Source organism: Microbacterium sp. BWT-B31, from assembly GCF_041379855.1.
In the GTDB taxonomy this organism is placed as follows: Bacteria; Actinomycetota; Actinomycetes; order Actinomycetales; family Microbacteriaceae; genus Microbacterium.
Window position 1 is genome coordinate 1 of record NZ_JBFECU010000018.1, and the last position, 21,910, is coordinate 21,910.

Below are 21,910 nucleotides of genomic sequence, written 5' to 3' on the forward strand. Positions count from 1 at the left end.
CATGGGTAACGTAAGACACGAGGACCTCCGTGGATCGAGTGAGTGTGGTAACCCACATCGATACCGGAGGTCCTCGCCCTACCCCATCACGCCACGCTGCACACAACCACCGTGGGAAGAACAACTAGCATGGGTAACCCCAGTCCGATGTCGAGGGAGCGTCCGTGAAGTTTCACGTCAATCGCGATGTGTTCAGCGAAGCCGTCTCGTTCGTCGTGAAGCTCCTGCCGCAGCGCAACCCCCAGCCGATCCTCGCGGGCGTGCTCATCGAGGCATCCGATGCGGGGCTGTCTCTGGCCGCTTTCGACTACGAGGCATCGGCCCGCACGACGATCGAGGCGACGATCGACGAGCCCGGCACGATCCTCGTGCACGGCCGCCTCCTCTCCGACATCGCCAGCCGCCTGCCGAACGCTCCGATCCAGGTCGCCGTCGACGACGACGGCATCGTCCTCACGTGCGGATCGGCCCGCTTCACGCTGGCTTCGATGCCGGTCCAGGAGTACCCGGCCATCCCTGAGGTCACCGGCGACTCGGGACTCGTCCCGGCTGAAGACTTCGCCACCGCCATCGCCCAGGTCGCATTCGCCGCGTCGCGCGACGACGTGACTCCCGTCCTCACCGGCGTGCAGCTCGAAGTCACCGGCACGCGCCTCAGCCTCGTGGCGACCGACCGTTACCGGGTTGCCGTGCGCGAGATCCCGTGGGACGGCGGGTCCGCCGCATCCGACGAGCAGACCGCGGCCCTGGTGCCCGCGCGCACGCTGACCGAGGTCGGCAAGACCTTCGCGCACGGCGGCGACATCTCGGTGTCGTTCTCGGGCGCCGGCGACCGCGAGATCATCGCGTTCACCGCGGGCAACAAGACCGTGACCTCGCTGCTCATCAAGGGCAATTTCCCGCCGGTCCGGCGGCTGTTCCCCGAGGCGACCGACCACCACGCCGTGGTCAACACCGCTGATCTGAGCGAAGCCGTGCGCCGTGTGTCTCTCGTGCTCGACCGCTCCGCGCCGCTGCGGTTCACCTTCACGACCGACAGCGTGTCGATGGATGCCTCGGGCACCGAGCAGGCCCGCGCCTCGGAGTCGGTCGACGCCAACCTCGTCGGCGAGGATGTGACTCTCGGTCTGAACCCGCAGTACCTGCTCGAGGCGCTTTCGGCCGTGCGGAGCGAGTTCACGCGCGTGACGTTCACCTCGAGCGAGAACGCGAACAAGCTGAGCCCGGTGCTCATCACCCCGCAGACCTCGGTCGACAAGGCAGGCGAGGACTCGTTCAAGTACCTGCTGCAGCCCAACCTGCTGCTGCGCTGATCGCGCGGGCGCTCCACGGTGGCATGCGTCGGAGAAGACACTCCCGCCGAGCCCGATGCCAGCTTCTCCGAGGGCATCGCACCGCTTCGCTCACGTTCAGCGCAGGTCAGGTTGTCCGGGGGGCGGCATAGGGTGACAGGGTGATCGTCGAGCAGCTGAACCTCGTCGACTTCCGCAACTATGCCGAAGCCGACGTCTCGCTGCACGCGGGCCCGAACGTGTTCGTCGGCCGCAACGGCCAGGGCAAGACGAACCTCGCCGAAGCGGTCGCCTTCTTCGCCACACTGGGCTCGCACCGGGTGTCGTCCGATGCGCCGATGGTGCGACACGGCGCCGAGGCCGCGATCGTCCGCGCGCGGCTGGCGCACGGCGACCGCCGCGTGCAGCTCGAGGTGCAGGTCAATCGGCAGGGGTCGAACAAGGCGCGTGTCAACGGCTCTCCGGTGCGCACCGCCGAGCTGCCGCGCTACGCGCAGGTCGTGCTCTTCGCCCCCGAGGACCTCCAGATCGTGCGCGGCGACCCGTCGGCTCGCCGGCGCTTCGCCGATCAGCTGCTCGTGCAGCGGCGGCCGCGTCTTGCAGGGGTGCTCGCCGACTACGACCGCGTGCTCAAGCAGCGCACCGCACTTCTCAAGTCGGCGCGGGCGCGCGGCATCCGCGGCGACTCGCTCTCGACGCTCGACGTGTGGGACGACAAGCTCGTCGCTCTGGGCACCGAGGTGGTGGTGGCCCGACTCGAGCTCGCCCGCGAGCTGACTGCTCCGCTCGCCCGCGCGTACGAGCAGATCGTCGGCGACGACCACGAGCCGGGGCTCGAATGGGCTCTGTCGGTGCGTGGGGTCGACCCCGATCTCGAATCGCCCTCTGCGCGGGCACCCGATCCGGCGCAGAACGGCCAGACTCAGGCGACGGATGCCGCGCCCGCCGCGATCTCGGCCCACTTCCGTGCCGCGCTCGAGGCCCGCCGCGCCGCCGAGCTCGACAGGGGCGTGACGCTCGTCGGGCCGCACCGCGACGATCTCGTCATGCGATTGCGCGGACTTCCGGTGAAGGGGTACGCGTCGCACGGCGAGTCCTGGTCGGTCGCGCTCGCGCTTCGCCTCGCCTCGGCGGAGCTGCTTCGGGCCGAGTCGTCGCTCGGAGACCCGATCCTGATCCTCGATGACGTGTTCGCCGAGCTCGACGCGGAGCGCCGCAGCAGGCTGGCGGCCCTGGCGAGCCAGTACGAGCAGGTGATCGTGACCGCCGCGGTCGAGAACGACGTCCCCGAGGCGCTGCGCGCCAAGGTCATCCGCGTCGAGGCGGGGCGCATCCTGGAGGGCGCCGATGCCTGACGTTTCGACGAGCGCCGGGGGCGAGTCGGCGTCGGGCGACGTGCCCGAGACGATCTCGACCTACCTTCGTCTGCGCGGCCTCGAACCGAGCGCGCGAGGTGTGCGCCGCCGCCGACGCCGCTACGAGTCGGATGACGACAACGCGCCGTTCACGTCGGGCCGCGACCCGCGCGGACTCGACGACGTGCTGGCGGCGCTCACCCGCGAGGCGGGGTGGAACCCGCAGCTGGCACGCGAAGACGTGGTGCGCACGTGGAACGAGGTGGCCGGCGAAGACACGGCGCGACACACCCGGCCGGTCGCCTTCACCGACGGGACACTGACTGTTCAGGCCGACTCCACGGCGTGGGCGAAGCAGCTTCAGCTGATGCGCGCGCACATCATGACCGAGATCGTGCGCAGGTACCCGGAGGCGGGGGTGACGGGAGTGCGTTTCATCGGGCCGGACGTCCCCTCGTGGAAATGGGGTCCCAGAACGATTCCAGGACGCGGCCCACGCGATACCTACGGGTGAGACACGTCAACGGCCCCCCGGAGCGATTTGCGGGCTTCACAGCGGCGTAGAGGGCCCGGCGAGGAGGCTGTTCAGGGTAGACTGAAGACGTCGTCCAGGACAGTTTGGAGCCTCGAGAACATATGACGCCTGCCACCCCTGAAAGCGTGTCCGAGGAGTCGAATTCGCGGCCCATCCAGCAGAAGACTCCCGGTGACTATGGGGCAGACGCCATCCAGGTGCTCGAGGGCCTCGAGGCCGTTCGCAAGCGCCCCGGCATGTACATCGGCTCGACGGGGCCGCGCGGCCTTCATCATCTGGTGTACGAGATCGTCGACAACTCGGTCGATGAGGCACTGGCGGGCTTCTGCGACGCCATCGAGGTGACGATCCTGCCGGATGGCGGCATCCGCTGCATCGACAACGGTCGAGGCATCCCGGTCGACCCGCACGCGTCTGACCCGAGCAAGTCGACCGTCGAGGTCGTGCTCACGGTGCTGCACGCCGGCGGCAAGTTCGGCGGCGGCGGCTACGCGGTCTCGGGTGGTCTGCACGGCGTCGGCTCGTCGGTCGTGAACGCGCTGTCGACCCGTTTCGAGGTCGAGATCAAGCGTCAGGGCTACGTGTGGCGCCAGAGCTTCCGCGAGGGGGGCACCCCCGAGGCGCCACTCGAGCGCGGTGAGCCGAGCGACGAGACCGGCACGACGATCACCTTCTGGCCCGATGCCTCGATCTTCGAGACGGTCGACTTCGATTACGACACGCTGCGCACGCGGTTCCAGCAGATGGCGTTCCTCAACAAGGGTCTGCGCATCGATCTGCGCGACGAGCGTCCCGCTTCGGCGTTCGACGAAGAGGTCGAAGCCGGTGAGGTCGTGCTGCAGCAGCCGAACGACAGCTTCCTGTACGAACGCGGACTCGTCGACTACGTCGAGTACCTCAACAAGGTGCGCAAAGCCGAGCACGTCAACGACGAGGTCATCGACTTCGAATCCGAAGACACCGATCGCAAGATCTCGCTCGAGGTCGCGATGCAGTGGACCACGAGCTACACCGAGAACGTCTTCACGTACGCCAACACGATCAACACGCATGAGGGCGGAACGCACGAAGAGGGCTTCCGTGCCGCGCTGACCACGCTCGTCAACAAATACGCGCGGGCGCAGAACCTCCTGAAGGACAAAGACGAGAACCTCTCGGGCGACGATGTGCGCGAAGGCCTCACCGCGGTGATCTCGGTCAAGCTGTCCGAGCCGCAGTTCGAGGGGCAGACCAAGACGAAGCTCGGCAACACCGAGGCGAAGGCTTTCGTGCAGAAGGTCGTCGGCGATCAGCTCGGCGACTGGTTCGACCGCAACCCGGCGCAGGCCAAGAGCATCGTCCGCAAGGCGATCGACGCCGCCACCGCGCGCCTCGCCGCACGCAAGGCCCGCGAGACTGCCCGCCGCAAGAGCGTCTTCGAGTCGGCGTCCATGCCCGACAAGCTCAAGGACTGCACGAGCAAAGACCCCTCGATCAGCGAGATCTTCCTCGTCGAGGGAGACTCTGCCGGCGGCTCGGCCGTGCGCGGCCGCGATCCCGAGACGCAGGCCATCCTGTCGCTGCGCGGCAAGGTGCTCAACGTCGAGAAGGCGCGGCTGGATCGCGCTCTCGGCAACAACGAGATCCAGGCCATCATCTCTGCCTTCGGAACCGGCATCGGCGAGGACTTCGACGTGGCCAAGGCCAGGTATCACAAGATCGTCCTGATGGCGGATGCCGATGTCGACGGACAGCACATCACGACGCTCCTGCTCACCCTGCTCTTCCGCTACATGCGCGGTCTCATCGAAGCGGGCTTTGTCTATCTGGCCATGCCCCCGCTGTACCGCCTGAAGTGGTCCAATTCCGATCACGAGTATGTCTTCAGCGACAAGGAGCGCGACGCGCTGCTGGCCGACGGGCTCGCCAGCGGCAAGCGGATGCCGAAGGACTCGGGCATCCAGCGCTACAAGGGTCTCGGCGAGATGAACCCGAAAGAGCTGTGGGAGACCACGATGGACCACAGCACGCGCACGTTGCTGCAGGTGACCATCGACGATGCGGCCGCCGCCGACGAGATCTTCTCGATCCTGATGGGCGAGGATGTCGAGTCCCGCCGCGGCTTCATCCAGCGCAACGCCAAGGACGTGCGCTTCCTCGACATCTGATCGGGCCGTACGGCGTATCGAGACACGGAACTGAGAACACATGACTGACGACGTCCGGCCCGCTGAGGCATCCGGCCACAATCACGGCAATATCGACCAGGTCGACCTGCAGCTCGAGATGCAGCGCAGCTATCTCGACTACGCGATGAGTGTGATCGTGGGGCGCGCGCTTCCCGACGTGCGCGATGGGCTCAAGCCCGTGCACCGCCGCGTGATCTACGGCATGTACGACGGCGGATACCGCCCCGACAAGTCGTTCAACAAGTGCGCCCGCGTGGTCGGCGAGGTGATGGGTCAGTATCACCCGCACGGCGACTCGGCGATCTACGACGCTCTCGTACGCCTGGTGCAGCCGTGGTCGATGCGCTACCCGCTCGCCGACGGCCAGGGCAACTTCGGCTCCCCCGGCAACCAGGGCGCCGCCGCCCCCAGGTACACCGAGACCAAGATGGCGCAGCTGGCCTTGGAGATGGTCCGCGACATCGACGAAGAGACCGTCGATTTCGAGGACAACTACGACGGCAAGACGCAAGAGCCCACAGTCCTGCCCGCGCGCTTTCCGAACCTGCTCGTCAACGGCTCGGTCGGCATCGCGGTCGGCATGGCCACGAACATCCCGCCGCATAACCTGCGCGAAGTGGCCGAGGGTGCGCTGTGGGCGCTCGAGAATCCGGATGCCACGCGCGAAGAGCTGCTCGAAGCGCTGATGGCTCGCGTCCATGGCCCCGACTTCCCGACCGGCGCGCAGATCCTCGGGACCAAGGGCATCAAGGATGCCTATCGCACCGGTCGCGGCTCGATCACGATGCGCGCCGTGGTGGGCGTCGAAGAGATCCAGGGCCGCACGTGCCTGGTGATCACCGAGCTGCCGTACCAGGTGAACCCCGACAACGTCGCGCTGAAGATCCGCGACCTCGCGCGCGACGGCCGCATCACCGGCATCGCCGACATCCGTGACGAGACCAGCGATCGCACCGGGCAGCGCCTGGTGATCGTGCTGAAGAGGGATGCCGTCGCCAAGGTCGTGCTGAACAACCTGTACAAGCACACCCAGCTTCAGGAGAACTTCGGCGCGAACATGCTCGCGATCGTCGACGGCGTGCCCCGCACGCTGCCGCTGGACGGGTTCGTCTCGCACTGGATCGACCACCAGGTCGAGGTCATCGTGCGGCGCACGCAGTTCCGCCTGCGCAAGGACGAAGAGCGCATGCACATTCTGCGCGGCTATCTCAAGGCGCTCGATGCGCTCGACGAGGTCATCGCGCTGATCCGCCGATCGGCGACGGTCGACGACGCGCGCGAGGGTCTCAAGACCTTGCTCGAGATCGACGGCACGCAGGCCGACGCGATCCTCCAGATGCAGCTGCGTCGTCTCGCCGCGCTCGAGCACCAGAAGATCATCGATGAGGCCGCCGAGCTCGAACTGCGAATCGCCGACTACAAGGCGATCCTCGCCGATCCGACCCGCCAGCGCACGATCATCCGCGACGAGCTCACCGGGATCGTCGACAAGTACGGCGACGAGCGCCGCACGCACATCCTCCCTGGGTTCGACGGCGACATGTCGATCGAAGACCTCATTCCCGAGGAGGAGATGGTCGTCACCGTCACCCGCGACGGCTACATCAAGCGCACGCGCAGCGACAACTACCGCTCTCAGCATCGCGGCGGCAAGGGCGTGAAGGGCGCGCAATTGCGCGCCGACGATGTCGTCGAGCACTTCTTCGTGACCACCACCCACCACTGGCTGCTGTTCTTCACCACCAAGGGCCGCGTGTACCGCACGAAGGCGTACGAGGTGCCCGAGACCGGGCGGGATGCCAAGGGTCAGCACGTCGCGAACCTGCTCGCGCTGCAGCCGGGTGAGGAGATCGCGCAGATCCTCGACATCCGCGACTACAACGTCGCCACATATCTCGTGCTCGCCACGCGCGGCGGCCTGGTCAAGAAGACACGGCTCACCGAGTACGACACCAATCGCCAGGGCGGGGTCATCGCGATCAGGCTGCGCGGCGGCGCCGGCGACACGGATGCCGACGAGGCCGTCGATGTCGCCGAGGGCGACGAGGTGGTCAGCGCGCTCCTCGTGGACGAGGGCGACGACATCCTGCTGATCAGCCGGCACGGCATGTCGCTGCGCTTCACCGCTACCGACGAGGCGCTGCGCCCGATGGGCCGGTCCACCGAAGGCGTCAAGGGAATGGCGTTCCGCGACGGAGACAGTCTGCTCTCGGCATCCGTTGTGAGCGACGACGGCTACGTGTTCGTCGTGACCGAGGGCGGGTATGCCAAGCGCACCGCGGTCGAGCAGTATCGCGGTCAGAGCCGCGGCGGGCTCGGCATCAAGGTCGCCAAGCTGAACGAGGATCGCGGCGTGCTCGCGGGCGGTCTCATCGTGGGCGAGGAGGACGAGGTCTTGGTGGTTCTTGCCAGCGGCAAGGTGGTACGCTCTGCCGTGGCCGAGGTGCCCGCCAAGGGCCGCGACACCATGGGTGTCGTGTTCGCCCGCCCCGACGACGACGACCGCATCATCGCGATCGCGCGCAACGGAGAACGGGGCTTGGCCGAAGAGGCCGAGGCAGCCGCCGAATCGGCCACCGCCGCTGATGAGAATCCGGCCCCCGAACCCCACGAAGGGTCTTCCCCCGAGGCCCCCGACGGAAGTAGTGACGCATGACCACTGTTGCTGACAAGCTCGCCCGCAAGTCCAGCCAGAAATCCAGCTCGAAGCAGGTGCGCCTGCGCCTGGTGTACATCGACTTCTGGTCGGCGTTGAAGCTGTCGTTCCTGGCGGCTATCGCGATCGCGATCGTGACCGTGGTCTCGTTCCTGCTCGTCTACTTGGTCGTGGACACCACCGGCCTCATCGGCAAGGTCGACGAGTTCTTCACGAGCCTGTCCGACGGTGGCGTGTCGATCAGGCAGTTCATCGGACTGCCGCAGGTCATGGCGTTCTCGGCCATCGTGGCGATCCTGAACCTCGTGGTCGTCACCGTGATGGGCGCGGTGGTCGCCGGCATCTACAACCTGGCCGTCAAGGTCACCGGCGGCCTGCTCGTCGGCTTCACCTCCAACTGACCGCGCACCTGGCCCGATTCGTGAAATCGCGTCGCGTCAGGTAAAGTCTTGGAGGTTGCGGCGCACGGAGTGCGACGCAGACGGGGCTATAGCTCAGGCGGTTAGAGCGCTTCACTGATAATGAAGAGGTCCCAGGTTCAAGTCCTGGTAGCCCCACTTCACGCAAGTCCCGGGGCCTTAGCTCAGTTGGTAGAGCGCCTGCTTTGCAAGCAGGATGTCAGGAGTTCGAATCTCCTAGGCTCCACAACTCCCTTCAGGGAATCCGCCCGGCGCCGCAAGTGCGTGAGCTGCGGCGGCGCATCCGATCTCGCGCGATCGGATGCGATCACCTGTCGTCCCTCGCAGTACCACTCACTTCTGCCGGAGTCGAAGGGCACTCGCGCCGGCATCGAGCGGCACGACTGCCACGGATGCCACCCGGGCGGGCTTGTCGCGACGGCCGCGGCTATCTTCGCGGTCGCAAGATGCGCCGCGAACTGTCAGCGCCCGGTCTTTCGGGGCTGCGCGTCGACGACGCGCTCGATCGCGTCCCACTGGGCGCCGGTGTCGGCCGCGCGGCCGACCGAGCGCAGCCGTTCGACGCGCAGACCGTCGAGCAGCAGCCGGAGCACGCGCGACACATGCTCGGGGTCTTCGAACTCGCGGTCGATGAGGCGACCGAGCACGTCGAACGTGAGCTCGTCTCGCCGACGGAAGTAGTCGTGCGCGGGGTGGTTGGGGTCTTGCGCCTCAGCCTCGAGGGAGTCGAAACTGCGCACCTCGTCGGAGCGCGCGCCGTAGTACCGCCGCACGGCGTCGAGGGTCTCGAGGAGGGACGCGTCGAGTGTGCTCGCCCCCATGATGGCCGTTCGGTCGAGCTCGTCGCGGTGTCCCAGCACAGCCTCGAGCAGCGTCGTGAGATCGGGGAAGTGGTGCATGAGTCCGGGCGTCGACATCCCGCAGCGACGCGCGATCTCTCGCAAGCTCAGCGATCGGTACCCGTCTTCGACGATGGCCTGCTGTGTGATCTCGATGATCTCGGCCCGCCGGGCCTCGGCACTCAGTCGTCGTCGCATTCGTCCATTCTTGGACGAATGCCGCGGAACGGGCGACTCGGCGCCCGCTTCTGCTGGTATCGACGAGGGGGTTGTCACCATGCGCGCTCCACCGTAGTATTCCGCTATCTTACTCCTGTCAGATAAGGCGGATCCCGTTCCATGTCGAACCACTCCCCGTCGGTCGCACCCGAAGCGACCGAACCCGCGAAGCAGCGGCTCGCACCCCCCGTCAAGCGGCTCTTCGGCTTCATCGTCCCGGTCAACATCGTCATCTACACAATCGTCGGGGCCGTGCCCGGCATCTTCCTCCCCCTGCAGCTGCAAGCGCTCGACGCGTCGAACAAGGAGCTCAACCTCGGCGTCATCACGGGTGTCGGCGCCGCGGTCGCCATCCTGGCCAGCCCGGTGCTCGGCCTGCTCTCCGATCGCACCCGCTCGCGCTTCGGCCGGCGCACTCCGTGGCTGGTGGGCGGTGCACTGCTGACCGGTCTCTCGCTGGTCTTCATGGGCGTCGCGAACGGATTCATCCAGCTGCTCATCGGCTGGATCATGGTGCAGATCGCCGTCAACTTCATCATCAGCCCGCTCACGGCGCTCCTGCCCGAACGCGTGCCGGTCGCCGCGCGCGGGGTGTTCTCGACGCTCGCGGGCATCGGTCTCATGCTCGGCACACTCGGCGGCTCGATCTACGGCGCCGTCATGGCGAAGAACATCGCCGCGGGCTACTTCCTGATCCCGGGCGTCCTGATCCTGATCATCGTCGCGTTCGTGCTCGCCGCACCCGACACCTCGTCCAAGGATCAGGTGAACGAGCGGTTCTCGCTCGGCGTCTTCCTCAAGACGTTCTGGGTCAGCCCGCGCAAATACCCCGACTTCGCGTGGGGCTTCTGGGGTCGCATCACCCTCTTCACGGGCTACTTCCTGATCCAGGGCTACACGCTGTACATCCTCCAGGATCACATCGGCCTCGGCGAGGACGCCGTCGAGACCGTGCCCAAGCTGAGCCTCGTCGTACTCGTCTCTGCGCTGGTCTCGCTCGCGATCTCGGGCCCCGTGTCCGATCGGATCGGCCGCCGCAAGCCCCTCGTCATCGCGGCGGCCCTCCTCATGGGCATCGGCATGGTGATCCCGTTCCTCCTCCCGACCGTGGGCGGCATGTTCCTCTACGCGGGCATCGCAGGTTTCGGCTTCGGTGCCTACCTCGCCGTCGATGCGGCACTCATGAGCGAGCTCCTGCCGTCGAAGGACACCTACGCGAAGGACCTCGGCGTGCTCAACATCGCGGCGACACTTCCCCAGTCGATCGGTCCGTTCATCGGCAGCTTCATCGTCGTGACGTTCGGCTACGCCCCGATCTTCCCGGCCGGCCTCGTGCTCGCGGTCGTCGGCGCGTTGTGCATCCTTCCGATCAAGTCGGCGCGTTGAGGTCATGACGCGCGTTCCGCTGATCGTTCCCGCTCCGGCCGTCCTCGAAGTCGGCCGGAGCGAGGGCTTCCTCTTCTGCGGGGCGACGCGGGTCGTCGTGGAATCACCGGGCGCCGACGCGTCGGACCCCGGCCTTGAGGACGTGGTCCGACGCTTCGCAGCCGACGTCGAGGCCGACACGGGCATCGGGCTGACCGTCTCGCACGAGGCGCCCGGCCCCGCCGTTCAGGTCTCGATTCGCGGCACGGACCTCGACGCGGTGCCCGTGGCCGCGGGTATGCGCGCCGACGGAGCATCCATCACCGGCGCAGCCGACGAACGCTACGGCCTGGATGTCTCGGACGAGCGCATCCTCGTATGGGGTGCCACGCCCGAAGCGGTGCACCGCGGGCTCACGAGCCTTCGCCAGCTCGTCGCGGCCTCTGCGGCCGACGGGCGCGCCCTGGTGGGGGCCGTCCGCGTTCTGGACGGCCCGCGGTTCGCGTGGCGCGGGCTCTCGCTCGACGTCGTCCGCACGTTCCATGACGTCGAGACCGTCGAGCGCGTGCTCGACATGTGCTCGCTCTACAAGATCAACGTGCTGCACCTGCATCTCAGCGACGACCAGGGCTGGCGCCTCGAGGTCCCGTCGCGGCCGGCGCTGACCGAGGTAGGGAGTGCCGGCGCGGTCGGCGATCGCCCCGGCGGGTTCTACTCGCTCGAGGAGGTCGCCGGGCTCGTCGCGTACGCCGCCGACCGGTTCGTGACGCTCGTGCCCGAGATCGAGATGCCCGGCCACGCGGCGGCGATCTTCCGCTCCTATCCCGAACTCGGGCCGCGCGTCGCCGCCGCCGACCTGCCGAGCCACGGCGCCGCCGTCGCGGCCGGGACGCTCGACCCGACCCGCCCAGAGGTGTGGCGCTTCGTCGAAGACGTGCTCGATGCGGTCCTCCCGCAGTTCCCCCAGAGCGCGTACGTGCACATCGGCGGCGACGAGGCGTTCGGCATGGACCACGACGAGCACGCGGCGTTCGTCGAGCGCGCGATCGCGCTCGTCCGCGACCGCGGCCGTCGGGTCGTCGGCTGGCAGGAGATTGCGCGCGCCGATCTCGATGCCGACATGATCGTGCAGCACTGGATCGATATCCGCGCAGCCGACGCCGAGACCTTGCGCGGGCGCGTGCCCGACGTGTTCCTCGACGTGCTCATCGGGAACCTGCAGTCGGCGGTCGACGACGTGCCCCGCGCCCTCGAGCGCGGTGCCCGCGTCATCGTCTCGCCGAGCGCCCGCCTCTACTTCGACCGCCCGCACGGCGACGCGTCGACCGACGATCTGCAGAACGGCGTGCGCGCCCGACTCGGCATGCCGGTCTATCCGCCCGCGACGATCCGGTCGGGCGTCGAATGGGACCCCGTCGCCGACGTCGAGCACGTCACGAGCGACGACCAGGTCGCGGGGGTCGAGGCGGCCCTGTGGTGCGAGACGGTCACCGGCCGCGACGACCTCGAGCTGCTGCTGCTGCCTCGTCTGCCCGGTGCCGCCGAGAAGGCCTGGTCTGCGGCCGGCAGCACCGACTGGGACGAGTACCGTGAGCGGCTCGCATGCCAGTCGGTCGTATGGACCCGTCGCGGCTGGAGGTGGTACCGGGCAGACACCGTCGACTGGGCGTGATGCCGACCGGGCGTGATCGCGGACGCAACCGCCCGCGTCCGGCCCGACCGGACGCAACCGGTCGCCACGGGCGCGTCTCGGTTCTCAGCTCGTGCGATCGGCCGGTGCCGCGATGCGTTCGTTCGCCCCCCGAATCACGAAGGGGACGACAGCGAGCGAGAGCAGCATGACGGCGGTGTGGGTTCCGAGGACGATCGGTGCGTACTCCGATTCGACACCGTGCTGTAGCGCGAAGGCCGAGAAGTCCCACAGCCCGTGTATGACCATCGAGAGCACGAGACTGCCGGTGACGCGCCGCGCGATGTACAGCACGGAGCCGGCGAGGAATGCGTCGAACACCTGCACGATCGTCGGGAGAACGTCCTGTCCGAGCAGGAGGGTGATCAGGTGCGACGCTCCGAACAGCAGTGAGCTGAGGAACCAGACCCAGACTTCGGAGAGTCGGCTCCGAAGGGCGACGACCAGCAGCCCGCGATCGGTGAGCTCTTCGGTGAAGCCCACGAGCAGCAGCACGAGCGAAGCTCCGAAGAACGCGAGGCTGTACGATGCCCAATCGGTCAGAATCAGGTTTGCCAGAGCCAGCAGTCCGAACAGCAGCGGGGCGATGATCGGCCACCTGTGGCGACTCCTCTGCCGCTCGAATATCGCCGGCCTCCACCAGCCGAGCAGCGTCGTGGTGATCACGAGCGCGATCGTCCCGACGATCAGCGAGAGACCCCCGCCCCAGAAGAGATTGAAGGCGCTTGCGCCGAACTGCGGGTAGGGAATGCCCGAGAGCACTTGGATCAGCAGCACGAGCCCGCTGTAACCCAACCAGACCGCAAGTCCTATCCATACCCGTGGTCGGACCCTCATGCTGCTTGATCGGGCCGGGTTTTGGGATGCGCTCATCTCCTGCCCCTTCCGCGAGGCCTGATCACAGTCTCGCAGGATGAGCCGTCATCCGCAGGGTGAACGCCGACGCGTTCGGCCACGCGAGAGGCTCGTTCGCGTGTGCCGCACCCCCATAGCCCGTAGGGTGATCGCGTGGATCTGCGCGTCGCGGCCTACGCCGTCATCACCGACGATGACGGCCGCGTGCTACTCGCGCACTGGAACGAGTCCGGGCGGTCGGGCTGGACGCTGCCGGGCGGCGGGCTCGAGCCGGGTGAGGATCCCGAGAACGCGGTGCGCCGCGAGGTGACGGAAGAGACCGGGTATCGTGTGCGGGTCGACCGCCTTCTGGGCATCCACTCACGGGTGATCCCCGCCGCTCGCCGCCTCACGCCCCATGAGAGCGATCCGCTGCACACGCTGAGGGTCGTGTACCGGGCCACTGTGGTGGGGGGCCGGCTGCGGCACGAGACGGATGGCTCGACCGATCGCGCCGAGTGGTTCGCCCTCGACCGGCTGGACGGACTGCAGCGTGTTCGGCTGGTCGACATCGGGCTCGGCATGGCCGACCTGGCGTGAGCGGGGTCAGTCGGTGGGCTGAGAGATATCTGCCACCGTCGCGCCGAGCGCGGCGATGAGCGCGTCGGCGTCGACGAACATGCTGTAGCCGTGGGCGCCGGCACCCATCGCGATGCGCTGCCCGAGGATCTGCTCGTCGGCGAACACCGGCCACGGATGCGTGCTGCCGAGCGGCACGATGGTGCCCCGCTCGTAGCCGGTCGCAGCGAGGGCGTGCGCGGCATCCGGCAATTGCAGCTTGTTGACCCCCACGACCGCGCGCAGTTTCGGCCACGAGATCGCCCGATCGCCGGGGACGAGCGCGAACAGATACGTGTCATCGCTGCGCTTGACCACCAGCGTCTTCACGACGCCGGCCGGTGAGATGCCGAGCAACTCGGCGGCCTCGTGGAGGCTGTTGGCGACGGGTCGTTCGCGGAACTCGACATCGAGACCGAGGGCGGATGCCGCGCCCCGCGCCCGATCGAGCGGATCGGCTCCTGCGGAGCTCACGCGTCGGGCGCGCGCAGCGGGTCGTCCGCCACCCAGAGCTCGTCGTCGGCGCGCAGGGTCTGCCAAGCGGCGTAGAAGACGCCGATCGCTGCGGCGATGCCGAGGATGATCGCGATCACGCCGCCCGCGCCGATGCCGCTCTTGCGCGTCGGCTCGACCGCGGCGAGCCTCGCGGCGACGACCTTGCCCGCCTTCTTGCCGTACTGGTCGGCGCCCCTCGCGTAGACCGCCGCCTTCAGGGCGTCGACGCCGCGCTCTGCTGCGATGCGAGCGCGCGTGTCGTTCGCGGCATCCCACACCGACAGTCCCGCGCCCACGACCGCCCCGGCCGTCGGAACGATCCTCTCGTTGAGCACCTGCTTCGACAGTCGGACACCCTTGTCGACGTAGGGTGCGGCGTACTCGCCGTACTTCTGCTTCACCTGCGGCACGAGCTCTTCGCGACTGAAGTTGCCCAGCTGGCGCCCGGCCTCTCGTGCGACGGACGCCGCCTCGCCCAGAAGCACCTGCTGCGACTCCCACAGGGTGTTCGCCTGCTCCTGAAGCTTGCGGAGTTCCTTCTTGCGCTTGCGGGTCTTGCTCACGGGGCCCTCCTCGCATGGGCTGTCGGTCTCCCCATCCTGCCAGACCCACGCCGTTACGGAAGGGCTTGCAGAGAACTCTGAGAGAATGTCGCCATGCCTCAGCACACCGCGGTAGCGACCATCCACACCAACCACGGCGACATCGTCGTCAACCTGTTCGGCGACCACGCGCCGCGCACCGTCCAGAACTTCATCGGCCTTTCGGACGGTACTCAGGAATGGACCCACCCGGCGACGGGCGCCAAGGGCGAGGGTCCGCTCTACACCGATGTGATCTTCCACCGCATCATTCCCGGCTTCATGATCCAGGGCGGCGACCCGCTCGGTCAGGGCGTCGGCGGCCCCGGGTACAACTTCAACGATGAGATCCACCCCGAACTGACGTTCCAGAAGCCCTATCTGCTCGCGATGGCGAACGCCGGTTCGCGGCGCAACGCGATCACCGGTGCCGTCGAGGGCACCAATGGCTCGCAGTTCTTCATCACCACCGACCCGACTCCGTGGCTGCAGGGCAAGCACTCGGTCTTCGGCGAGGTCGCCGACGACGACTCGCGCGCGGTCGTCGACACGATCGCCGCGGTGCCGACCGCCGCCGGTGATCGCCCGATCGAGCCGGTCGTGATCTCGTCGATCGAGGTGGCGTCGGTCTGAGTCGGACGGCCCGGCGGCCGGCCGCTCCGAGCAATCTTCCAGCCTGTGGTCAGGCCACTCGCTGTTGCGCCTTCTAATGTGACTCATAGTCAATGACGCCGCCCGGGTGACCGAGCCGACGAACCGCCGGACCGGGAACGGTCCGGCGCGTCGGGCTCGGGGAGCTGGTCGGAATGGACGTGCGTCGAGGGTGGCGTCGTATCGGAGGGCGCGCGCTCATCGCGTCGGTCGCGGCGTTGATGATGGGGCTCGGCGGTGCGACCGCCGGCGCGGTCGCCGAGGAATCCGTCCCGGTTTCTGATGATGCCGGCGCCGCGTCGCTCGGCATCGATGCGCTCGAGGTCGATCTTCACGCTCCGGCCCCGCCCCCGGCCACGCCTGACGCCGTCGAAGCGCCGATCGAGGCGCCGCCAGAGGTGGCGGCGGTCACCGTGGACTTCAGCGTCCACACCTCCAGCGTCGGGGCGGTCGCTGCGAACACCTGGTGGGAGCCGGTGCCCGGCGCCGACCGATTCGTCGTGCGGCTCTCCGACGGGAGGGAGCCGACCGAGCTGCCGGCGCATGAGTGGACCAACTCCCTCCGCCTGACGAATCTCACGCCCGGCGTCGACTATCGCGTGGACATCGAGGCCTGGGGAATGGTCGGTCCTGCCGAGCAGATCGTCGGCCGGGGATGGGTCGAGTTCACCACCTTGGCGTCGTTCGATCTGAGCGGGGTGGCAACGGGGCCGACGACCGTTCACCTCACCTGGGATCCGCCTCTCGCCGACGGTGACGGCGGCATCAGCGGCCCCGCATGGTGGGCGCCCCTCCCCGCGGGCGCGACCGAGTTCACCGACCACTCGGTGCTTCCCGGCCACACCTACGCGTACGAGCTTCTCGGCCAGCGGGTCGAGGTGCCGGTCGAGGTCGGCAGCATGTCGCCCACGGTCACGACCACGACTCCGACGAGCGCGAGCTTCGCGTGGCCTGCCGTGTACGGCGGGGCGACCGGAGTGTCCGGCTTCAACCCACGCACCGTGACCTACACGGTGTTCGTCGACGACGCCGAGGTGGGCACGACCGACGACATGACGCTCGACGTCGGCGGGCTCGCGACCGCTGGGCATCGGATGACGATCGAGGCGAGCGTCATGGCGAGCTTCTACGACGAGACGACCGATGAGTGGCACGAGAACGTTCGCGTCGTGATCGCCCGCGGCGGCGTGGACTTCACGACGGCGCCTCCGGTCGCGCCGATCCCCGCCGGCGAGGTCCGCGTGCTGGCCGAGAGCGGCATCGACCTGCTGCCGGTGATCGTGCTCGGCGGTGCGCTGCTGGCCGGTGGCGTGATCGCGGCGGTCGCGGCATCCGTTCGTCCCCTCGCCGCCCGTGGGAACGAACACGATCGCCGCACTGCCCGGCGACGATAGCCTTGTTCGGTGAACGATTCTGACGCGCGCGAGCGACCGGCCCCGTGACCACGGACGAGTTCCGCCGCAACACGGACAACTTCTGCTACCGGCATCCTGACCGCCAGAGCTTCGTGCTGTGTCAGCGGTGTCTGCGCACGATCTGTCCGCAGTGCCAGATTCCCGCCGCCGTCGGCGTGATCTGTCCCGAGTGCCTGCGCCAGCAGCAGAAGGGGCTGACCACGGCGCAGCGCAAGGCCGAGCGTCAGTGGTCGCGCCCGCGGGCGGTGCGCTCAATCGACACCCGACCGCTGGTGACCTACGGGATCATCGCGGTGACCGCGCTGGTGTTCCTCGTCACCCTGATCCCGGGTCTGGGCACGCAGGTGCAGGGCTGGCTCGCGTTCAACAGCGGACTGGTGCTGCCAGGAGGGCCGCTGCCGTTCCAGCCGTGGCGACTGGTCACGGTGCTGCTCGTGCACAGCGGCTTCTGGCACGTGGGCTTGAACATGCTGGCTCTGTGGATGATCGGCCGCAGTCTCGAACCGCTCGTCGGCCGATGGCGGTTCCTCGTGCTCTACCTGCTGAGCGGGCTGGGCGGATCGGTCGCCGTGTCTCTGCTTGCACCGTTCACCTGGGTGGTGGGTGCCTCGGGCGCCGTCTTCGGGCTGTTCGGGGCGCTCCTGGTGATCGGGCGGCACATCGGCGCGAACATCCGCGGCATCGCGATCGTGATCGGCATCAACCTGGCGCTCCCGTTCGTGCTTGCCCTGTTCGGCGCGATCGGCTCGGGATCGTTCCTCGGCGCGCTCGAGGCGATCCGCATCTCGTGGCAGGCGCACGTCGGTGGGCTCGTCGTCGGTGCGCTGGTCGGCCTGATCTATGCGCGTACGCGCGCGCTGCGCCAGCGCACGATGCAGATCTGGCTTCTCGTCGGGCTGACCGTCGCGCTGCTCGCGCTGCTTGCGATCCCCGTGATCTTCTACGTCTGACGGACTTATCCACAGGTTCATCCACAAGTGGGGATGAATCACACCGGTGTAATTACCCACAGGTGGACAGTCCGGTGGACAGCTTGCCGGAATGACAGAAGCACCGCCCCTTCGGGTGGTGCTTCTGGGTGTGAAGAACGGATGCCGCCGCTAGCGCCAGCGCGTGGTCATGAGGAAGCCGACGAAGGCGATGCCGAAGCCGATGACGAGGTTCCACCCGCCGATGCCGGGGATGGGAAGACCGAGACTGCCGCTCAGGTAGTAGACAAGAACCCACACCAGACCGACGAGCATGAGTCCGATCATGATGGGCTTGAACCACACCGGGTTGGGCGTCGAGTCGCCCTCACCGCGGTCGACGAGTGCGTCGTCGTCTCTGCCTGCGCGTGCCATTCCGACATTCTAACTGTCAGGCGCGCCACAGGTGTCACTCATAGACTCGCCTTATGAGTCATACCCGCGTTCAGACGGGGGGCCCGATCCCCGACGGTCGACGTGCGCGGCGCGAGGGCAACGTCTCGAAGCGCCGGGTCTCGGTTGTCGGAGTGATCGGTGAGATCCTTCTCACCGCGGGAGCCGTGACGCTTCTGTACGTCGCGTGGCAGCTGTGGATCGGCGACATGATCTACGGCGCCGAGCGCAACGCCCAGGGGCAGGAGCTCTCGCAGCAGTGGCAGGCGGAGTACGAGGCATCCCTTCCCGAGATCCCCGGCCCCGAGGCGACGAACCTGGCGGGCGAGGGCACACCTGAGCCGGCCGCCGCCGCGCCGGTCATCATCGCCGAGCCCGCCGACACGCAGGAGTTCGGCATCATGTGGATCCCGCGCTTCGGCCCGGACTACCACGTCACCATGGCCGGTGGCGTCAGCCGCTCGGGCACCCTCGACACCATCGGCATCGGCCACTACCCGGGCACCCAGATGCCCGGTCAGCCGGGCAACTTCGCCGTCGCCGCGCACCGCACCACGTGGGGGAAGCCCTTCAACCAGATCGCCGAACTGCACGTCGGCGACCCGATCGTCATCGAGACGCCCGACGGCTGGTACACGTACCGCTTCCGCACGCTCGAGTACGTCACGCCCGACGCTGTCGAGGTTCTGCTGCCCGTGCCCCAGCAGCTCGACGTGCAGGCCACGACGGCCTACCTCACCATGACCAGCTGCAGCCCGATGTACTCGATGGCCGAGCGCATCGTGGCCTACAGCGTGTTCGACTCATTCACCCCGCGAACCGCCGGCGCCCCCGCCGCCCTCACCTCGGGAGTCTGATGTACGCGTCCCTCTGGAGGATCCTGCCCGGACCCGCGTGGCTGAGGGTGGTGATCCTGCTGGTGCTGCTCGCGGCGGTGATCTACGGGCTGTTCTTCTACGTGTTCCCCTGGGTCAGCCAGTTCGTCAACCCGCAAGAGGTCACGGTCCAGTGATGCCCGATGGCGCGGCCCGCGAGCCGCGCCCCGCACCGGTGCTGGTGGTCGACAACCACGACAGCTTCGTGCACACGCTGGTCGGCTATCTGCACGAACTCGGCGCGGACACCGACCTCGTCGAGGCAGACACGATAGACCCCGTGCGCGCGACCGACGCGATCGCCCCCTACCGGGCTGTGCTGGTGTCACCGGGACCGGGCACGCCCGCGCGGGCCGGCGCGTCGATCGCCGTTGTGCGGGCGGCTGCGGGGCGAGGCATCCCACTGCTCGGTGTCTGCCTCGGCCACCAGGCGATCGGCGCCGCCTTCGGTGCCACCGTCGACCACGCCCCCGAACTCATGCACGGCATGACGTCGCTCGTGCGTCATGAGGGCGAACCGCTCTACGACGGGCTCAGCGACCCCTTCGTCGCCACGCGCTACCACTCGCTCGCGATCGTGCCGGACTCCGTTCCCCGAGAACTGCTCGTGACCAGTCGCACCGACAGCGGGGTGATCATGGGCGTGCGCCACCGCGAGCTGCCGATCCAGGGGGTGCAGTTCCACCCCGAGAGCGTGCTCACCGAGGGCGGTCACCGGCTGCTGGGCAACTGGCTCGCCTCGGTCGGCTTCACGGATGCCGCGACCCGCGGCGCCGCGCTTCACCCGCGGCGCTGATCCGCCCCGGGGCCGGGTGTTCAGCGCGTCGGGCCCGTGCAGTGGGTCAGCGTGATCGTCGAGTGCACCGGAACGTCGCCCGGCGGGAGCGACTGCTGCGACACCGACGCGGGGTCCGTCGCCGCGCAGCCCGGATCCTCGACCGTCTCGACGGTGAGCGCGAGATCGGGCGCCTCGAGCGCGCTGCGCGCCCCGTCGACCGAGTACCCGCGGTAGTCGATGATGGTGACCTTTCCGGATGCCACGACGAGGTTCACCGTCGTGCCGATGCCCACCTCGGTGCCGGACGCCGGGTCGGACGAGATCACGGTCCCTGCGCCGAGGTTCGGATCGTTGCGGGACGAGATCGTGCCGAGGCTCAGTCGCGCGTCGGAGAGCGCGGCGGTCGCGGCATCCGTCGCCAGGTTCTCGAGCGCGGGGACGGTCGTCTTCTCCTGCCCGGTCGAGACGTAGACGCGAACCTCCTGCCCCGCGTTGACGCTGGTTCCGCCCGCGGGATCGGTGCGGATGACATCGCCCGGGGGCACCTCGCCGTTCGGCTCGTCGAAGCGCTGGGCGATGAGGTCGGCGTCGCCGATCGCGACGGTCGCGCGGTCGTACTCCAGGCCGATCACATCTGGAACGATGCGGGTCGTGGCGGGCAGCTCGTCAGCGGGCCGCAGCGTCAGGACCCAGAAGAGCACCGAGACGAGCAGAATCGCGAGCACGGCCACGCCCGCCCAGATCCAGGCGACCGGGGGTCCTGCCTGGGTGCGCCGCATCGTGGAGTCGGTGCTGAGCTGGCGCAGGGAGCGCGCGGTCTCGGCCGCCTGGCGCGGATCGGGGCCGTACAGCTCGCTCGTGAGCGCGCCGACCTGGCGCTTCGACGGGTTCTTGCCGCCGATCGTCGCGTCGAGGGACTCGCGGAACGAGGCGGCGTCCTGGTAGCGCTGGAACGGGTCTTTGGCCAGCGAACGCAGGACTACCGCGTCGAGCGCGCGAGGAATCGCGTCGTTCACGTGCGACGGGGTGACCGGCGCTTCGCTCACGTGCTGGTACGCGACAGCGACCGGCGTCTCGCCGCGGAACGGGGGGCGACCGGTGAGCAGTTCGTAGAGCACCACGCCGGTGGAGTAGATGTCGGCGCGCGCGTCGACCGGCTCGCCCTTGGCCTGCTCGGGCGAGAAGTACGCGGCGGTGCCGAGGATCTGCGTGGTCTCGGCGACCGTGGCCGAACCGTCCGACACCGCTCGCGCGATGCCGAAATCCATGACCTTGACCTGTCCGGCTGTGGTCACCATGACATTGCCGGGCTTGATGTCGCGGTGCACGACGCCCGCGCGGTGCGAGTACTCGAGCGCTTCGAGGATGCCGTCGACGTAGCGCACGGCATCGGGCACCGGAACCGGGCCCGCGGCGATGATGTCTTTCAGCAGCGCGCCGCTGACGAGCTCCATCACGATGAAGGGAACCGAGCGGATGCCGCCCTCCGGCGTCGTCTCGGAGTCCTCCCCCGCGTCGAATACGCGCACGATCGCGGGGTGGGCCATGCGTGAGGCCGCCTGTGCCTCGAGCCGGAACCGCGTGCGGAACGCATTGTCGTTCGCGAGCTCGCGGTCGAGGATCTTGATCGCGACCTGCCGGCCGAGGGTGAGATCGTACCCGCGGTAGACGGTGGCCATGCCGCCACGCCCGATCGGCTCATCGACGCGATAGCGCCCCGAAAGCACGCGCGGCTCACTTGTCACGGTCACTCCCTGGGTCGGA

The 21,910-nt window shown here is 68.2% G+C and carries 21 protein-coding genes and 2 tRNA genes; 17 read left to right on the top strand and 6 right to left on the bottom strand.

What is annotated here, in order from left to right; translation table 11 throughout:
* Nucleotides 1-164: 164 nt before the first annotated feature.
* The 8 genes from dnaN to AB1K54_RS15050 all read left to right on the top strand — a co-directional run bounded on the left by dnaN (nt 165) and on the right by AB1K54_RS15050 (nt 8,651).
* Complete coding sequence (gene dnaN, locus AB1K54_RS15015; protein WP_371203568.1) at nt 165-1,313, top strand: DNA polymerase III subunit beta; 1,149 nt, start codon at nt 165-167, stop codon at nt 1,311-1,313.
* Nucleotides 1,314-1,453: 140 nt separating this feature from the next.
* Complete coding sequence (gene recF / locus AB1K54_RS15020) at nt 1,454-2,647, top strand: DNA replication/repair protein RecF (RefSeq protein WP_371203569.1); 1,194 nt, start codon at nt 1,454-1,456, stop codon at nt 2,645-2,647.
* Nucleotides 2,640-3,161 carry a DUF721 domain-containing protein gene (locus AB1K54_RS15025; protein WP_371203570.1) on the top strand — a complete coding sequence of 174 codons (522 nt, stop codon included), beginning with the start codon at nt 2,640-2,642 and terminating at the stop codon, nt 3,159-3,161. The genes recF and AB1K54_RS15025 overlap by 8 nt, the downstream gene beginning before the upstream one ends.
* Nucleotides 3,162-3,283: 122 nt before the next feature.
* Entirely contained in the window at nt 3,284-5,329 is a 2,046-nt protein-coding gene (gyrB, locus tag AB1K54_RS15030; protein WP_371203571.1) for a DNA topoisomerase (ATP-hydrolyzing) subunit B, read from the top strand.
* Nucleotides 5,330-5,369: 40 nt separating this feature from the next.
* Nucleotides 5,370-8,006, top strand: coding sequence for a DNA gyrase subunit A (gyrA, locus tag AB1K54_RS15035; protein WP_371203572.1), 2,637 nt, complete (start codon nt 5,370-5,372; stop codon nt 8,004-8,006).
* Entirely contained in the window at nt 8,003-8,407 is a 405-nt protein-coding gene (locus AB1K54_RS15040) for a DUF3566 domain-containing protein (protein WP_371203573.1), read from the top strand. Before gyrA ends, AB1K54_RS15040 begins: the two co-directional genes overlap by 4 nt.
* 82 nt (nt 8,408-8,489) lie before the next feature.
* Nucleotides 8,490-8,563 (top strand) — tRNA-Ile (locus AB1K54_RS15045).
* Nucleotides 8,564-8,578: 15 nt separating this feature from the next.
* Nucleotides 8,579-8,651: transfer RNA gene (locus tag AB1K54_RS15050), tRNA-Ala, on the top strand.
* Between the two features lie 235 nt (nt 8,652-8,886).
* Here the strand turns inward: AB1K54_RS15050 and AB1K54_RS15055 are convergent.
* Entirely contained in the window at nt 8,887-9,462 is a 576-nt protein-coding gene (locus AB1K54_RS15055) for a TetR/AcrR family transcriptional regulator (RefSeq protein WP_371203574.1), read from the bottom strand.
* A 141-nt stretch (nt 9,463-9,603) separates the two neighbouring features.
* Between AB1K54_RS15055 and AB1K54_RS15060 the strand changes: the two genes are divergently transcribed.
* Nucleotides 9,604-10,869 carry an MFS transporter gene (locus AB1K54_RS15060; RefSeq protein ID WP_371203575.1) on the top strand — a complete coding sequence of 422 codons (1,266 nt, stop codon included), beginning with the start codon at nt 9,604-9,606 and terminating at the stop codon, nt 10,867-10,869.
* A gap of 4 nt (nt 10,870-10,873) precedes the next feature.
* Nucleotides 10,874-12,520, top strand: coding sequence for a family 20 glycosylhydrolase (locus AB1K54_RS15065; RefSeq protein WP_371203576.1), 1,647 nt, complete (start codon nt 10,874-10,876; stop codon nt 12,518-12,520).
* 84 nt (nt 12,521-12,604) lie between these two features.
* Here the strand turns inward: AB1K54_RS15065 and AB1K54_RS15070 are convergent, their stop codons facing one another.
* A complete protein-coding gene (locus tag AB1K54_RS15070; protein ID WP_371203577.1) occupies nt 12,605-13,315 on the bottom strand; it encodes a lysostaphin resistance A-like protein in 711 nt (236 codons plus the stop codon).
* 231 nt (nt 13,316-13,546) lie between these two features.
* Between AB1K54_RS15070 and AB1K54_RS15075 the strand changes: the two genes are divergently transcribed.
* Nucleotides 13,547-13,972, top strand: a complete 426-nt coding sequence (locus AB1K54_RS15075) for an NUDIX hydrolase (RefSeq protein ID WP_371203578.1) — start codon at nt 13,547-13,549, stop codon at nt 13,970-13,972.
* A 6-nt stretch (nt 13,973-13,978) separates the two neighbouring features.
* Here the strand turns inward: AB1K54_RS15075 and AB1K54_RS15080 are convergent, their stop codons facing one another.
* Entirely contained in the window at nt 13,979-14,464 is a 486-nt protein-coding gene (locus AB1K54_RS15080) for an aminoacyl-tRNA deacylase (protein WP_371203579.1), read from the bottom strand.
* The gene (locus AB1K54_RS15085) at nt 14,461-15,048 is read right to left on the bottom strand and encodes a DNA helicase (RefSeq protein WP_371203580.1); all 588 of its coding nucleotides are present in this window, start codon (nt 15,046-15,048) and stop codon (nt 14,461-14,463) included. Before AB1K54_RS15085 ends, AB1K54_RS15080 begins: the two co-directional genes overlap by 4 nt.
* A gap of 93 nt (nt 15,049-15,141) precedes the next feature.
* Between AB1K54_RS15085 and AB1K54_RS15090 the strand changes: the two genes are divergently transcribed.
* From AB1K54_RS15090 to AB1K54_RS15100, 3 genes are all read left to right on the top strand, one after another.
* The gene (locus tag AB1K54_RS15090) at nt 15,142-15,699 is read left to right on the top strand and encodes a peptidylprolyl isomerase (RefSeq protein WP_371203581.1); all 558 of its coding nucleotides are present in this window, start codon (nt 15,142-15,144) and stop codon (nt 15,697-15,699) included.
* 173 nt (nt 15,700-15,872) lie between these two features.
* The gene (locus AB1K54_RS15095) at nt 15,873-17,111 is read left to right on the top strand and encodes a hypothetical protein (protein WP_371203582.1); all 1,239 of its coding nucleotides are present in this window, start codon (nt 15,873-15,875) and stop codon (nt 17,109-17,111) included.
* Nucleotides 17,112-17,155: 44 nt separating this feature from the next.
* Nucleotides 17,156-18,082 (top strand): rhomboid family intramembrane serine protease, encoded by a 927-nt coding sequence (locus tag AB1K54_RS15100; RefSeq protein ID WP_371203583.1) that lies wholly within the window; start codon nt 17,156-17,158, stop codon nt 18,080-18,082.
* 150 nt (nt 18,083-18,232) lie between these two features.
* Here the strand turns inward: AB1K54_RS15100 and AB1K54_RS15105 are convergent, their stop codons facing one another.
* Complete coding sequence (locus AB1K54_RS15105) at nt 18,233-18,475, bottom strand: cell division protein CrgA (protein ID WP_371203584.1); 243 nt, start codon at nt 18,473-18,475, stop codon at nt 18,233-18,235.
* A gap of 53 nt (nt 18,476-18,528) precedes the next feature.
* On the opposite strand from AB1K54_RS15105, the gene AB1K54_RS15110 reads away from it, so the two are divergent.
* From AB1K54_RS15110 to AB1K54_RS15120, 3 genes are read left to right on the top strand one after another with little or no spacing between them, the layout of a single operon-like run.
* On the top strand, nt 18,529-19,350 hold the full coding sequence (locus tag AB1K54_RS15110) for a class E sortase (RefSeq protein ID WP_371203585.1): 822 nt from the start codon (nt 18,529-18,531) through the stop codon (nt 19,348-19,350).
* Nucleotides 19,350-19,505: a hypothetical protein gene (locus tag AB1K54_RS15115; protein WP_371203586.1), complete on the top strand. Its 156-nt coding sequence runs from the start codon at nt 19,350-19,352 to the stop codon at nt 19,503-19,505. Before AB1K54_RS15110 ends, AB1K54_RS15115 begins: the two co-directional genes overlap by 1 nt.
* The gene (locus AB1K54_RS15120; protein ID WP_371203587.1) at nt 19,505-20,164 is read left to right on the top strand and encodes a gamma-glutamyl-gamma-aminobutyrate hydrolase family protein; all 660 of its coding nucleotides are present in this window, start codon (nt 19,505-19,507) and stop codon (nt 20,162-20,164) included. Before AB1K54_RS15115 ends, AB1K54_RS15120 begins: the two co-directional genes overlap by 1 nt.
* Before the next feature lie 20 nt (nt 20,165-20,184).
* On the opposite strand, the gene pknB is transcribed toward AB1K54_RS15120, so the two are convergent.
* Nucleotides 20,185-21,891 (bottom strand): Stk1 family PASTA domain-containing Ser/Thr kinase, encoded by a 1,707-nt coding sequence (gene pknB, locus AB1K54_RS15125; protein ID WP_371203588.1) that lies wholly within the window; start codon nt 21,889-21,891, stop codon nt 20,185-20,187.
* Between the last annotated feature and the right edge of the window lie 19 nt (nt 21,892-21,910).

Bases quoted from the DNA above. Each gene is read 5' to 3' on its own strand.
- AB1K54_RS15025 (WP_371203570.1), top strand. From the start codon at position 2,640: ATGCCTGACGTTTCGACGAGCGCCGGGGGCGAGTCGGCGTCGGGCGAC.
- gyrB (WP_371203571.1), top strand. From the start codon at position 3,284: ATGACGCCTGCCACCCCTGAAAGCGTGTCCGAGGAGTCGAATTCGCGG.
- gyrA (WP_371203572.1), top strand. From the start codon at position 5,370: ATGACTGACGACGTCCGGCCCGCTGAGGCATCCGGCCACAATCACGGC.
- AB1K54_RS15040 (WP_371203573.1), top strand. From the start codon at position 8,003: ATGACCACTGTTGCTGACAAGCTCGCCCGCAAGTCCAGCCAGAAATCC.
- AB1K54_RS15055 (WP_371203574.1), bottom strand. From the start codon at position 9,462: ATGCGACGACGACTGAGTGCCGAGGCCCGGCGGGCCGAGATCATCGAG.
- AB1K54_RS15060 (WP_371203575.1), top strand. From the start codon at position 9,604: ATGTCGAACCACTCCCCGTCGGTCGCACCCGAAGCGACCGAACCCGCG.
- AB1K54_RS15065 (WP_371203576.1), top strand. From the start codon at position 10,874: ATGACGCGCGTTCCGCTGATCGTTCCCGCTCCGGCCGTCCTCGAAGTC.
- AB1K54_RS15090 (WP_371203581.1), top strand. From the start codon at position 15,142: ATGCCTCAGCACACCGCGGTAGCGACCATCCACACCAACCACGGCGAC.
- AB1K54_RS15095 (WP_371203582.1), top strand. From the start codon at position 15,873: ATGGACGTGCGTCGAGGGTGGCGTCGTATCGGAGGGCGCGCGCTCATC.
- AB1K54_RS15105 (WP_371203584.1), bottom strand. From the start codon at position 18,475: ATGGCACGCGCAGGCAGAGACGACGACGCACTCGTCGACCGCGGTGAG.
- AB1K54_RS15110 (WP_371203585.1), top strand. From the start codon at position 18,529: ATGAGTCATACCCGCGTTCAGACGGGGGGCCCGATCCCCGACGGTCGA.
- AB1K54_RS15115 (WP_371203586.1), top strand. From the start codon at position 19,350: ATGTACGCGTCCCTCTGGAGGATCCTGCCCGGACCCGCGTGGCTGAGG.
- AB1K54_RS15120 (WP_371203587.1), top strand. From the start codon at position 19,505: ATGCCCGATGGCGCGGCCCGCGAGCCGCGCCCCGCACCGGTGCTGGTG.